The following is a 13,018-nucleotide window of genomic DNA, read 5'->3' as shown; positions in this document are numbered from 1 at the left end:
GCGAAAGCATAGGCGGTCGTTTGATGGGCAGACGCCGGCCAGCGAAGAGATTGGGGAATCATGCGCGGGATCAAGATGGCGGCAGCAATGCCGGTTGCGGCGGCCTTGGCCTTTGCCGCGCCCGCGGCGGCCACGACCAGCGTCACCGCCACGGTCACCGGCTTTGAAAGCAATACGCAGATCCGCTTGATCGCCGTGAACCCGTCGCCGCCCAACACCCAGCGGACCGCGGTTGGCGGGCGCATGACCGTCACCAGCAGCGGGAGCACCACGCCCTACACATTTCTGGGCGGCAGCCTGGCGGGCCAGTTTGTCGCCTTCTGCATCGAACCGATGGTCACGCTGCAGCAGAGCGCTACGACCTATACGGTGGTGCCGCTGAGCGAAGCGGCCAGCAGCCTGGGCGGCATCGGCGACACCAGGGCCAATCGTATCCGCGAGCTGTTTGCCCGGGAGGCGCCCAATGGCGGCTTTGCGGCCATGACGAGCGCGCAGGGCGTCGCGCTCCAGCTGGCAGTCTGGGAAATTGTCATGGAAAAAACCAGTTCGCTCGCGGTCAGCCTCAGTAACGCCAACAGGGGCAGTTTCTATGCCAACCCCAACTTCGTCAGCTCCACCAGCGCCGCCGCATCAACTGCCATAACTGCGGCCAATGCCATGCTCGGCCGCCTCAATGGCACCAGTCCGCTGGCCGATGGCCTGTTCGCGCTGCGCAACGGTGCGGTGGGCGAGCCCGGCACGCAGGATCTGCTGGTGTTCGCCACCGTCGCCGCGCCGCCGACCGTGCCAGAACCGGCAAGCTGGGCCATGCTGATCGCCGGCTTCGGCCTGGTGGGCGCTGCCGCGCGCCGCCGCCGGGTCGCCGTCAGCCGCGCGGCGTGATGGCATCGAGCGCAGCGCCAGAGGCGCGGCGGCCGCTGTCCAGTTCGAATTGAGGTTGCAGGCCAAGGCATAGGCCTTCGGATACACTGAAATAGCGGGCGAGGCGCAAATCGGTGGCGCCATCGCTATCGCGCGCTCGGCCAAGAGGTCGGCAAGATGATGCGCGTCCACACCCATGGGGGCGCCAACGACCACAGAAGCGAAATGGCCAGGCGCGGGGCCGCAGGCGGGGCTCTGCCCCCCGCCAAGGTCAAGCATCGATGCCGTTTTGCTTCTGCGGGCAACCCGAAGGGCGGCCCGGAGCCTGGAATTCATGTGTTCACGGCCCAAATGAGATCAAGCCTGGTGATTATTTGCGGGTTGGATCATCGACTCCGGAGGCGATTACAAACAGAAGGCTGTTGGTGGGTCAGGCAGCATGTTTGACATTGGGACCGGCGTGGCGATTGGCCATTGGGTAAAGAGAAAGGACCGGAGGAATATTCGCCGCTCAAAGGCTGCCGCTCCGCATGTCCTACACTGCCACTTGCTGTCATCATGGCGATCCCCGGCGAGCAGGCATGGGCAGGGCGCAGGCGGAGCGAAAAATGGTGAAAATCAAGGATTTCAACGCCGAATCCCGCCGGATTGGTCAATTGCGTCAAAACTGGGCGGGGAGAAATGGCTTGGGTGATTCGGGGGGCTTCATGCCCGCACCGGCAAGGCGGGGATGGCCTCAATCCGGCAGGGCGGCGACATAGGCCGCCACCACGTGCGCCGAATTGACCGAGGCGACGCGCGCAAACGTCTGGATCATGTTTTTGTGGGCGTCGCCGCCGGCAAGGTCGGACAGGCTGCGGAACACGATGGCCGGCACCATGTTGCTGTAGGCGACCTGCATAACCGCGGCGCTTTCCATGTCGAGCAGGCGCGCGCCCCAGGCCTTGTGCAGATAGCGGCGGAATTCGGCGTTGTCGGCAAACACGCCGGCCGTCACGCCGGTGCCGCCGATTTCGATGCGGGGGCCGCGCGGCAGGCAGAGCTGCGAGCCTTCGCGCATGGTGCTGGCGGCCGGCACGCAGCGTTCCAGCGTGATGCCGGGCAATATCTTGCGGGCCAGCGCCAGCAGATCGGGATCGACGGGCACGCGATAGATGCGTTTGGGCGGGGTGGCGGCATTGCCCATCACCGTGCCGCGCGGGAAGATGAAATACCAGTTGGCCGGGCTGTCGGCATCACCAGCCGATGGCGGCGCCCAACCGGACTTGGTGCGGCGGGCAAAGGCCGATTCCAGATACTGGCCCCAGTTTTCCGCCACCACGACATCGCCGATGGCAAGGCCGGGATCGATTCCGCCGGCGATGCCGGAAAACACGATGCGTTTGACGGTGAAGCGATCGATCACGACTTGCGTGTTCATGGCCGCATTGACGATGCTGACGCCGCTTTGCATCAGGATCACCGGTTTGCCGGCCAACGTGCCGGTGAGAAACAGGCGGCCGTTGATCCGGTGTTCCTGCGGCTGCGCGATGGTGCCGACCAGCGCATCCCATTCCGGCTGAAACGCCGTCATCACCACGGTGCGCGGCGTTTCATCCAGCTTTTGCGCGCACGCCGGCCCGGCGAGCAGCAGGCCAATCAGGAACAGCAGGCGGATCATGCAGCAGACATCCAGGCAAAGCGCGCCACGAACAAGGCGCCCAGGGTGAACAGGAACCAATCCTTGCGCGTCGCCTGCCCCTTGACCAGTTTCAGCACGGCATGGGCGGTGAGGCCGAAGGCCAGCCCATTGGCGATGGAGAAGGTGAGCGGGATCATGGTGACGGTAAGGAAGGCCGGGATGGCGATTTGGGGATCGTTCCAGTCCACTTCGGCCAGCGGCAGCAGCATCAGGCCGCCCACCACGATCAACGCCGGTGCGGCCGCCGCCAGCGGCACCATCTGGGCATAGGGGGCGGCAAACATCGCGACCAGGAACAGCAGCCCGGTGACCACCGAAGTCAGCCCGGTGCGCCCGCCGGCCTGCACGCCGGCTGCGCTTTCGACATAGGAGGTGACCGTGCTGGTGCCGGCCACCGCACCGACCATTGCGGCAATGGCATCGACGGTGAGGATGCGGTTGAGGCCGGGAATATGACCGGCAGCATCCATCAGCTTGGCGCGTTTGGTGACGGCGACCAACGTGCCGATATTGTCGAACAGATCGACGAACAGGAACACGAACAATATTTCGAGAAGGCCGAGGCCCTGTTTGCCCGACAGGCCGAATACCCCGGCGAGATCAAGCTTGAACGCCGTTTCCGTGAGCGCGGCGAGGCTGTAAGCTTGCGTCGGCAGGGTTACCATCCCGGCAAAGGCGGCAGCGATGCTGGTGAGGACGATGCCGATCAAGATCGCGGCGCGCACGTTCCACACGCTGAGCGCTGCGATCACCACCAGGCCGAACAGCGCCAGCAGCGGGCCGGGATCGCTGAGCTTGCCAAGGGCCACGAACGTCGCCGGGTTTGCCACCACGAGCCCGGCATCCTTCAGCCCCAGAAAGCCGATGAACAGGCCGATGCCGCCCGCCACCGCCGCCAGCAGGTGCGGCGGCATCACCGCGATGATCAACTGCCGCGCGCCCGTGAGCGTTAGCAACAAGAAGGCGACGCCCGACACGAACACGCAACCCAGCGCCACCGGCCACGGCACGCCCATCTGGCCGACCACGGTGAAGGCGAAATAGGCGTTGATGCCCATGCCCGGCGCCAGCGCGATCGGCACATTGGCCACCACGCCCATCAGGATGGAGGCAAAGGCCGCCGCAAAGCAGGTGGCCGCCGCCACCGCCGCGATCGGCATGCCGGCCTGGCCCAGGATGGCCGGGTTGACCAGCACGATATAGGCCATGGTGAGGAAGGTGGTGACGCCGGCCAGGATTTCGGTTTGCGTGCTGGTGCCGCGCTCGGCCAGTTTGAAATGGCGGGCGATCAGGCCGGGCCCGGTCTGTGCCATGATGCTGCTCCCCATTCCTCGATCGCAGCTTCACTGCACGAATATGCCGCGGCGGCAAAGGTGCAGGATGGCGTATCACGCAGCGATGGTGACAGCGCCGGTGCTGCGGCGTAAATGCCGAGCATGACTCACGCTGCCTACCCCGCCGCGCGGCTGCGCCGCACCCGCATGACCGCCTGGAGCCGCGATCTGCATCGCGAAACCAGCCTGTCGCCGGCCAATCTGATCTGGCCACTGTTCCCGACCGAGGGGCACGACCAGGAGGTGCCCGTTGGCACCATGCCCGGCGTGTCGCGGCTGAGCGTCGATCGGCTGGCCAAGGCGGCGAAGGAGGCGGCTTCGCTGGGCATTCCGGCGGTCGCGCTGTTCCCGCACACCAGCCCGGACAAGCGCAGCGAGGATGCCGCCGAGGCGCTGAACCCGGACAATCTGATCTGCCGCGCCATCCGCGCCATCAAGGATGCCGCGCCGGACATCGGCGTGCTCACCGATGTGGCGCTCGATCTCTATACCAGCCACGGCCATGATGGCCTGCTGAGCGAAGCCGGCGAGATCTTGAATGACGCGACGGTGGAGATGCTGGTCGGCCAGTCGCTGAACCAGGCGCGCGCCGGCTGCGATATCATTGCGCCGTCGGACATGATGGATGGCCGCGTGGCGGCAATCCGCGCCGGGCTGGAGGCGGACGGGTTCCACAGCACCCAGATCATGGCCTATTCGGCGAAATATGCCTCGGCCTTTTATGGCCCCTACCGCGATGCGGTGGGCAGCGGCGGCGTGCTGAAGGGCGACAAGAAAACCTATCAGATGGACCCGGCCAATGCGCGCGAAGCGATCCGCGAAGTGGCGCTGGACATCGCCGAGGGCGCCGATTCGGTGATGGTGAAGCCGGGCATGCCCTATCTGGACATCATCCGCGCCATCCGCGACGCCTTCGACGTGCCGGTGTTCGCCTACCAGGTGAGCGGCGAATATGCGATGATCGAGGCGGCGATTGCCGCCGGCGTGCTGGACCGCAACCGCGGCGTACTGGAAGCGTTGATGAGCTTCCGCCGCGCGGGTTGTTCTGGCGTGCTGACCTACCATGCGCCTCTTGCAGCCCGCTTACTTTAGTGCCAGTGTAACCTCAGGGAGATTGTTTCCGAGGGGGCGACGTGTATTCCATTTTGCTTGACAGCGCTGTTGTTGTCATAACGTCCTTCATATTTGTTTTTGTTACTCTCGGAATTATTGGAAAATCTATCGCAGGGAAGTTTTTGTGGGTACTAATCCCATCAATACTTTGCATTGTAGATGTTTATTATATTGTAAACCGAGGATTTGGCTTGAAAGAAGCGGTTATATGTCAATTCTTCCCATCAGGGGTATCGTGCAACGAAATAAATAAAGATCGACCCGAAGCAGGCAACGTAACTAATTTTTCTCCTCATGCCCAGGAGACTTCAGTTTCGCCTAGCCCTAAGCTTGACTGGTTTAATGGGTCATTTTTCCATCCTTCAGGTGTATATAGGTTCACCGGCGACGAAAAAGAACTGCTTGAAGATTATAGTTCAAATAATGTAATATTTTCGAAAATTGACAATGGCAATAAATTAGTTGTCGGCTCAGATAACTTAGTCAATATATTTGGCATTCAGCCTCGATTCCAGACAAAATTATATTTGAGCCAACTGATGGCCAATATTTCAGTAAAAAACGTTACTTGGGTAAACGATAGAGTTTTTTATTTTTTAGTCGAAACGAGTAGACAGGCGTTCTATATAAACGATACTTGGGTTGTGTACGATCAAAGATCTGAGAATTTTTTCTTCAATTCATTTAAAAGAGTTGGACTACAGAATATGACCCAACCGATATTCGTTGAGATTGATGATTTTGGTGGAATAAAATCGATAAGATCAACACCAACTTGAACCACTTCCATAAACGGGCGGCTTGCACTCCCCCGCCCCGTACCGTAACCCGACACCATGATTGATCGGTTGCGCATCGCTGTGCTGGGGGCTTCGGGCTATACCGGGGCCGATCTCGTGCGCCTGGCCATCACCCATCCGCGCATCGAGATTGCCGCGCTGGCCGCCAATGCCAATGCCGGGCAGGCGATGGCGGATATCTGGCCGCATTTTGCGCCCTATCCGGCGCTGCCGCGCCTGATCAAGGCCGATGCCATTGATTACAGCAGCATCGATGCCGTATTCGGCTGTTTGCCGCATGCAGCCTCGGCGCAATTGCTTGGCACGTTGGTGGACAAGCGCATCATCGATCTGTCAGCGGATTTCCGCCTGAAGGATGCGGGCACCTATGCCGAATGGTATGGCGGCGCCCATCCGGCGCCGGCCTTGCTGCCCGAAGCCGTCTATGGCCTGACCGAATTTGCGCGCGCCGCCCTGCCCGCCGCGCGGCTGGTGGCCTGCCCCGGCTGCTATCCAACGGCCGTGTTGCTGGCGCTGCTGCCACTGATCGCCGCCCACGCCATTTCGGCGGAGAAGATCACGGTCAATGCGCTGTCCGGTGTGTCGGGCGCCGGGCGCAGCCTGAAACAGGCCAATCTGTTCCCGGAAGTGGCCGAAGCCGTGCACCCCTATGCCATCGGCGCGCATCGCCACATGCCGGAAATGGAACAGGAATTGAGCCTGCGCGCCGGGCGGGAGGTGACGATCAGCTTCACGCCGCATCTGGTGCCGATGAACCGCGGCGAATTGGTGACGTGCATCGTCGAAACCCCGCACGGCCCGGATTATCTGCGCGAAGTGCTGGCCGATGCCTACAGCGATGAGCCCTTCGTGCATCTGCTGCCCGGTGCGCAAGCGCCGGCCACGCGCATGGTGCGCGGTTCCAACCACGTTGTGATGAACGTCTTCGCCGATCGCGTGCCCGGACGTGCCATCGTGATCGCAGCGATCGACAATCTGGTGAAGGGCTCTTCCGGCCAGGCCATCCAGAATTTCAACCTGATGTTCGGCCTGCCCGAAACCATGGGCCTCGAACAAGCGCCACTGTTTCCATGACAGCCAAGCCGGCGATCGACACGCCGCGGCTGTGGTTGCGGCAGTGGATCGAGGCCGATCTGGCGCCCTATGCCGAAATGGGCCGCGATCCGCGGGTGATGGCGCATTTTCCCGGCCTGCTGTTTCCGGCCGAGTCGCGCGATCAGGCCATCGGCATCATGAACCATATCGGTGAACACGGCTTTGGCCTGTGGGCCATCGAGCGCAAATCGGACCGGAAGTTCCTGGGCTTCTGCGGCTTGCAGCGGGTGCGATTCCCCTGCCCGGTGGAAGGCGAAGTCGAAATCGGCTGGCGGCTGGCGCATGCGCATTGGGGCCAGGGCTATGCCGTCGAAGCCGCGCAAGCCTGCCTGGCCTTTGGGTTCATCACGCTGGCGCTGCCGCGCATCGTCAGTTTCACGGTGGCGGCCAATGTGCGCAGCTGGGGCCTGATGGAGCGGCTGGGCATGGCGCGGCGCGAAGATCTGGATTTCGATCACCCGGCGCTGGTGCCAGGCCACCCTTTGCGACCGCACATCGTTTACGAGCAGACAGCATGACCACTCACCCATTTGGTTCACACAGGCCGCAACTGGCCGACGATGTGTTCGTGGCACCGGGCGCGCAGATCATTGGGCGGGTGACCATCGGTGCCGGCAGCTCGGTGTGGTTCAACTGCGTGCTGCGCGGCGATGTCGGCGCAATCACGGTGGGCGCGCGCAGCAACATCCAAGATGGATCGATCGTGCATGTGACCGGCGGGCGGTTCGATACGGTGATCGGCGATGATGTGCTGATCGGGCATGGCTGCATCATCCACGGCTGCACGATCATGGATCATGGCTTTGTCGGCATGGGTGCGGTGGTGCTGGATGGTGCGGTGGTGGAAACGGACGCCATGCTGGCCGCCGGCGCGTTGTTGACGCCTGGCAAGCGCGTGGCCAGCGGCGAATTATGGGCCGGGCGGCCGGCGAAATTGCTGCGGATGTTGAGCGCTGCGGAGATTGCCGGCAACCGTGCAGGGGCAGCGGGTTATGCGCGGCTTGCAGGGGTTTATCGGGGGGCGTGAGGGGGGCGTTTCGCTCGCTCTTCGCCCACCCCCAGCCCCTCCCGCAAGCGGGAGGGGAGTCGTGTGTGCTCGGCCCTTCTGCTCCCCTCCCGCTTGCGGGAGGGGCTGGGGGTGGGGGTGCTGGGCCCCCAACTTCCCAAAAATGTGCAGGTCACTTGTCCGTCCCCTTGGTCTTCCCCCACTGGCGGGCGGCGGTGTAGCCGAGGTAGCCGGTGCCGAAGAGCGCATAGAGCGGTTCGGGCAGGCCATTCAGATAGCGCGTCATGCCGGTTGCGATATCGTGGGCCATCTGCGGCTGCACGGCGGCGATCAGGCCCATCGGGATCGACCACAGCAGCAGCGCATACATGACATAAAGGAAGCTGGGCCGCGCCCGGCTGGTCCAGGGATCGTTGCTGCCGGCCTCTGCGACAATCGCCGACAATTGGGTGTTCAACAATTCCAGTTCCTGGCTGTTCTGCAACTTCAACAGTTCGAGCTTGGCGGCATCGCGGGCCTTGGGATCGGGGATGATCTTGTCGATCAGGCCAGCGACGGGAGCGATCAGAGCGTTGAGGATGGACATGGCGCGCCTTTCCGGTTGGAGGAGGTCGCCAGCATTAACCAATTTGGTTCGTGTAGGACAGGGTGAGTGCTGGTTTCAGCGCGCGCAACTCCTCACCCCGCTCGCCTTTGGCGAGTCGCCCTCTCCCGCCCAGAAAGCCTTGGGGGGAGAGGGAAGAATCAGGGGGAAATGAAAATGGTCGGAGCGACAGGATTCGAACCTGCGACCTCCAGACCCCCAGTCTGATGCGCTACCAGGCTGCGCTACGCTCCGAGCCAGCGCGGGGGTTACAGGCTGGCAGGCCCGGATGCAACAGGCTTGATGCAGTTGGGTTCAATCGGCGGCCTCGATGCCATAGGCCTTCATCATGTCGTAAAGCGTCGGGCGGCTGATGCCGAGCAGCTTGGCGGTCATGCTGATGTTGCCGTCGCTGCGGGCGATGGCGCGGCGGATGGCGATCCTGTCGGCGGCGTCGCGGGCCGCCTTCAGGGTGAGCGCGGCTTCGTCGCCCTTGGCCACCAGATCGAGATCGGCGGCCGACAGGCGATTGCCTTCGGCCATGATCACCGCCCGCTTCATGCGGTTTTCCAGTTCGCGCACATTGCCCGGCCAGTGCCAATCGGCCATGGCGGCGATGGCATCCTGGGTGAAACCCTTGAACTCGCGGCCATTTTCGCGCGCATATTTGGCAAGGAAATATTGCCCCAGCAAGGCGGCATCGCCGGGGCGCTCCTTCAGGCCGGGGATGTGCACGACGATTTCAGCCAGGCGGTAATAAAGATCTTCGCGGAACCGCGCCTGGCCAATCATCTGGTCGAGATTCTGGTGGGTGGCGCACACGATGCGCACATCCACCGGGATCGATTTGCGCCCGCCGATGCGTTCGATCACGCGTTCCTGCAGGAATCGCAGCAGTTTCACCTGCAAGGGCAGCGGAATATCGCCGACTTCATCCAGAAACAGCGTGCCGCCCTCGGCAAGCTCGATCTTGCCTTCCTGCATTTTCACCGCACCGGTGAAGGCCCCGCGTTCATGGCCGAACAATTCGGATTCGAGCAGATTTTCCGGAATGGCAGCGCAGTTGATCGCCACAAACGGGCCCTTGGCGCGCGCCGAGGCATTGTGCAGGCCGCGCGCCAGCAATTCCTTGCCAGTGCCCGATGCCCCCAGCAGCATCACCGAGACATTGGCGGAGGCAACACGTTCCACCATGCGGGCCACCTTGATCATCTCCGGCGCGCCGGTGACGATGGTGCCCAGCACCTTGTCCGTACCGGCGGCGCTTTCGGCCAGGCGGCGGTTTTCGGCTTCCAGCTCCGCGACATGATAGGCCCGGCGCACGATCAGGCCGAGTTCGTCGATATCGACCGGCTTGTGATAGAAATCGAAGGCGCCAAGGGCAATTGCGCGCCGGGCGCTTTCGCGGGCACCATGGCCGGATGCCACAATCACCTTGGTGGCCGGGCGGGCCTGCAGAATCGCCTCCAGCGTGGCAAAGCCTTCGCTGACCCCATCGGGATCGGGCGGCAGGCCGAGATCGAGCGTCACCACCGCCGGATGATGCGTTCGCAACGCCTCCAGGGCGGCATCGCGGTCGCCGGCGATGATCACCTCCTGATCATCATAGGACCATTTCAACTGGCGCTGCAGGCCGGGATCATCCTCCACGACAAGAAGTTTGGGCAGCATCTTCGGCTTGTCGTTCACGCCTGTTCCCCTCCCGCCAACACGGCGGGCGTCATCGTTTCGGTCGCCGCCGCCCCCGAAGGCCCCGAGCCCGGATAGGCGAGTGGCAGCGTGATGGTGAAGCTGGTGCCTTCGCCTTCGCGGCTGGCCACGTCAAGCCGGCCACTATGGGCGCGGGCAATCTCGCGCGCTTCATAGGCGCCGATACCAAAGCCACCGGCCTTGGTGCTGTGGAACGGCTGAAACAACTCCTGGCGGATGAAGCGTGCCGACATGCCTTGACCGCGATCGGCCAGCGTGACCACAAGATCGGGGCCGGCGACGGCCAGATCGATGCGGATCGGCGCCCCATCGGGCGACGCATCCATGGCGTTTTGCAGCAGATGGGCAAACATCTGTTCGAGCCGGCCGCCATCACCGCGCACAATCTGCGGCAACGCAGCCGGCAAGACCAGGCTGAGCGATGGCCAGGCCGCCTGCCGCGATTTGACCAGCTGGCGCAGCAGGCCATCAACCGCCACATCCTGATCCTGCCCACCGCCGCTGCCGGCGCGCTGCGACAGCCAGGCGAGCAGGGCGTTCATTTTTTCCACCGACACCTTCAGGGTGGCGATCATGTCGGCGCGGAATTCGGGGTTGTCGGCATGGCGTTCGGCGTTGCGCGACAGCAAGGACAGTTGGCTGACCAGATTCTTGATGTCGTGCAGGATGAAGGCAAAGCGCCGGTTGAAATCCTCGAAGCGCTGCGCCTCTTCCAGCGCGGCCTGGCCACTGCTTTCGGCGATATAGCTGCCGGCCTGGCGGCCCAGCGTCTTCAACAATTCCTCATCTTCCCAGCCCAGTGGCCGCGGCACCAGGCTGCGCCCGATCAGCAGCACGCCGGCCAGCTTGTCCCGATTGAACGCCGGCACCGCCAGCCAGAAGCTGCGATCATCGACCAGCCAATCGGGCAACTTGGGCGGGGCCAGCGCTTCGCCCGAACGCACCTGATCCAGATCAAGCACCCGATCCTGGCTGGACAGCCACAGGACCAGCGAACTGTCGAGCGCGATGGGATCGGGCTGGCGATCCGCCATCTGCCAATTGGCCATCGGATGCAGGCGATCATCATCTTCGGGGACCAGCAGCCAGCCGCCGCGCGCATCGAGCACGGTGGCCACCGCCTGCACCACGCGCACCGGCAAACCGGCCGCTTCGCCCGGCGCCGATACCGTGGCGATGAAGCGCAACCATTCATTGCGATAATCATATTGGTAGCGGTAGAAATTCCGGGCGATGGACACGCGGATCCGAGCCCGCACCCGATCCGACACCAGCACAACAACGCCCAGCCCGGCCGTGGTGAACAGGAACGTGACCTGCAGCAGCACGCCCCAATCACCGCCAACCAGCTTGAGCGTATAAGCCAGCAGCGACATGACGATCAGGTAGAAACCGACTCCTGAGAAGGCCACCGTCTGAAAGGCGACCGTGCGCGATACGCGCGCGCCTTTCACCCAGGCCGCGCGGGTGGCAAACAGCAGCAACAGCACCACCAGCGCATCGACTGCGCCGCGGATATTGTACAAATCTGGTGAGGCCGGTGGCAGCAGGAAGGCCAGAGTGTAGAAATTGAGATCATATAAAAACAGGCCGGCAAGCCCGATCGCCATCAGCCGGAAACCGGAGCGATCCGCTTCCCGGCTGCTGAGGAACAGATTGTGGCTGAGCACGACGCCGGTGACCGATACGGCGATCCGCACCACCAGGAAGAAACTGGCGGCAATATTGCTTTCACCGATCAGGGCGCCCTGCCCGGCCCCCGACAGATCGACGACCAGTTGCAGGGCCAGCACAAAGCCAAGGATGCCACCCACCCAAAACGCGCCGCGATCGCGGCCTTCGCCGCCCAACCAGGCCGGGCGCAGCAGATAGAGCAGCAGCCCGATCCACGCCCCGATCTTCACGGTTTGAAAGCGTGAAATCCACGGCTGCAAACCGGGATCGATCAGCAGGGTGGCGACAAAGCTGGCGGCCCAGCCCGCGGTGGCCAAGGCCGCAGCCGCCAGCCACAGGTTCAGCGGGCCACGCTGGCGCGACAACGACGCCACCGCCAGCCCGAGATAGGCAATCAGCGCCATCACGTGGCTGAACAAGCCAACCTCGGTCAAGGCGATCATCGCGTCCATCCCAAACAGTGCACTCTTGCTGCCTTACCCACCCGCCGCCCACCGCGACCTGCCGGCAGATTAACCACAGCGGCGCGCCGGATGCCAGTGCCCCGGGCTTGAGCGCCGCATCGGCCCGATCGGCGCTCCCGGTTTTGGCAGGAACTGAGTGCCGAGCTGATCATCATCTGGCTGGTGATAAGCATGTATGCTATTTTTTGTCATGCCATCCACCCGCACCGATTCGCCGCCCGCCGGGGCGTTGCCCATGGCGGCGGCGCCGGGCCCCGGCGCGGCGTTTCCGGTGCCGGATACAATCGGCGTGCTCGTCACCGATGCGGCGCGGCTGCTGCGTCGGCGGTTCGATGCGCGGGCGCGCTGCATCGGCGTGTCACGGGCGCAGTGGCAGGTGCTGATCGCGCTGGCGCGCGCGCAGGGCATCAACCAGGCCGCGCTCGCCGAACGGCTGGAGGTGGAAACCATCACGGTGGGTCGCATGGTCGATCGGCTGGCCGATGCCGGGCTGGTGGAGCGCCGCGCCGATCCGGCCGATCGCCGCGCCTGGCAATTGTTCCTGACCCCGCATGCCGGCACGATGCTCGCCGATCTGGCGCCGGTCGCTGCCGAACTGCGCGCCGAGATGCTGGATGACTTTGATACAGCCGAACAGGCGATGCTGCACGCGCTGCTGGTCAAGCTGCGCGCCAATCTGGTCCGCGAAGGATGAATG

Annotated in this window: 13 protein-coding genes and 1 tRNA gene; 7 read left to right on the top strand and 7 right to left on the bottom strand. The window is 63.5% G+C overall.

Annotated elements, in window-relative coordinates:
• The first annotated feature begins 60 nt into the window (after positions 1-60).
• Complete coding sequence (locus tag AC6UUM_RS05560; protein WP_500804341.1) at positions 61-882, top strand: PEPxxWA-CTERM sorting domain-containing protein; 822 nt, start codon at positions 61-63, stop codon at positions 880-882.
• Here AC6UUM_RS05560 and AC6UUM_RS05555 read toward each other — a convergent pair.
• The 3 genes from AC6UUM_RS05555 to AC6UUM_RS05545 all read right to left on the bottom strand — a co-directional run bounded on the left by AC6UUM_RS05555 (position 866) and on the right by AC6UUM_RS05545 (position 3,855).
• Positions 866-991 carry a hypothetical protein gene (locus tag AC6UUM_RS05555; RefSeq protein WP_500804340.1) on the bottom strand — a complete coding sequence of 42 codons (126 nt, stop codon included), beginning with the start codon at positions 989-991 and terminating at the stop codon, positions 866-868. The two genes, AC6UUM_RS05560 and AC6UUM_RS05555, sit on opposite strands and share 17 nt — an antisense overlap.
• Before the next feature lie 606 nt (positions 992-1,597).
• Complete coding sequence (locus AC6UUM_RS05550) at positions 1,598-2,521, bottom strand: 5'-methylthioadenosine/S-adenosylhomocysteine nucleosidase (RefSeq protein ID WP_500804339.1); 924 nt, start codon at positions 2,519-2,521, stop codon at positions 1,598-1,600.
• The gene (locus tag AC6UUM_RS05545; RefSeq protein ID WP_500804338.1) at positions 2,518-3,855 is read right to left on the bottom strand and encodes an NCS2 family permease; all 1,338 of its coding nucleotides are present in this window, start codon (positions 3,853-3,855) and stop codon (positions 2,518-2,520) included. The genes AC6UUM_RS05550 and AC6UUM_RS05545 overlap by 4 nt, the downstream gene beginning before the upstream one ends.
• Positions 3,856-3,978: 123 nt before the next feature.
• On the opposite strand from AC6UUM_RS05545, the gene hemB reads away from it, so the two are divergent.
• The 5 genes from hemB to AC6UUM_RS05520 are packed head-to-tail and all read left to right on the top strand — an operon-like array spanning position 3,979 to position 7,911.
• On the top strand, positions 3,979-4,968 hold the full coding sequence (gene hemB, locus AC6UUM_RS05540) for a porphobilinogen synthase (protein ID WP_500804337.1): 990 nt from the start codon (positions 3,979-3,981) through the stop codon (positions 4,966-4,968).
• 41 nt (positions 4,969-5,009) lie between these two features.
• Positions 5,010-5,768 carry a hypothetical protein gene (locus AC6UUM_RS05535; protein ID WP_500804336.1) on the top strand — a complete coding sequence of 253 codons (759 nt, stop codon included), beginning with the start codon at positions 5,010-5,012 and terminating at the stop codon, positions 5,766-5,768.
• Positions 5,769-5,825: 57 nt separating this feature from the next.
• Positions 5,826-6,863, top strand: a complete 1,038-nt coding sequence (gene argC / locus AC6UUM_RS05530; protein ID WP_500804335.1) for an N-acetyl-gamma-glutamyl-phosphate reductase — start codon at positions 5,826-5,828, stop codon at positions 6,861-6,863.
• Positions 6,860-7,402, top strand: a complete 543-nt coding sequence (locus AC6UUM_RS05525; protein WP_500804334.1) for a GNAT family N-acetyltransferase — start codon at positions 6,860-6,862, stop codon at positions 7,400-7,402. The genes argC and AC6UUM_RS05525 overlap by 4 nt, the downstream gene beginning before the upstream one ends.
• A complete protein-coding gene (locus tag AC6UUM_RS05520; protein ID WP_500804333.1) occupies positions 7,399-7,911 on the top strand; it encodes a gamma carbonic anhydrase family protein in 513 nt (170 codons plus the stop codon). Before AC6UUM_RS05525 ends, AC6UUM_RS05520 begins: the two co-directional genes overlap by 4 nt.
• A gap of 151 nt (positions 7,912-8,062) precedes the next feature.
• Here AC6UUM_RS05520 and AC6UUM_RS05515 read toward each other — a convergent pair whose 3' ends face one another.
• The 4 genes from AC6UUM_RS05515 to prsK all read right to left on the bottom strand — a co-directional run bounded on the left by AC6UUM_RS05515 (position 8,063) and on the right by prsK (position 12,300).
• Complete coding sequence (locus AC6UUM_RS05515; protein WP_353199651.1) at positions 8,063-8,476, bottom strand: holin family protein; 414 nt, start codon at positions 8,474-8,476, stop codon at positions 8,063-8,065.
• A gap of 175 nt (positions 8,477-8,651) precedes the next feature.
• Positions 8,652-8,728: transfer RNA gene (locus tag AC6UUM_RS05510), tRNA-Pro, on the bottom strand.
• A 60-nt stretch (positions 8,729-8,788) separates the two neighbouring features.
• Positions 8,789-10,144, bottom strand: a complete 1,356-nt coding sequence (gene prsR / locus AC6UUM_RS05505; protein WP_500804914.1) for a PEP-CTERM-box response regulator transcription factor — start codon at positions 10,142-10,144, stop codon at positions 8,789-8,791.
• 14 nt (positions 10,145-10,158) lie between these two features.
• On the bottom strand, positions 10,159-12,300 hold the full coding sequence (gene prsK / locus AC6UUM_RS05500; RefSeq protein ID WP_500804332.1) for an XrtA/PEP-CTERM system histidine kinase PrsK: 2,142 nt from the start codon (positions 12,298-12,300) through the stop codon (positions 10,159-10,161).
• A 211-nt stretch (positions 12,301-12,511) separates the two neighbouring features.
• On the opposite strand from prsK, the gene AC6UUM_RS05495 reads away from it, so the two are divergent.
• Positions 12,512-13,015: a MarR family winged helix-turn-helix transcriptional regulator gene (locus AC6UUM_RS05495; RefSeq protein ID WP_500804331.1), complete on the top strand. Its 504-nt coding sequence runs from the start codon at positions 12,512-12,514 to the stop codon at positions 13,013-13,015.
• Positions 13,016-13,018: the final 3 nt, after the last annotated feature.

The sequence above is a fragment of the Sandarakinorhabdus sp. genome (assembly GCF_987265915.1).
The sequence above is the reverse complement of the archived record's forward strand: the minus strand, read 5'-3'. Positions and strand labels throughout refer to the sequence as shown.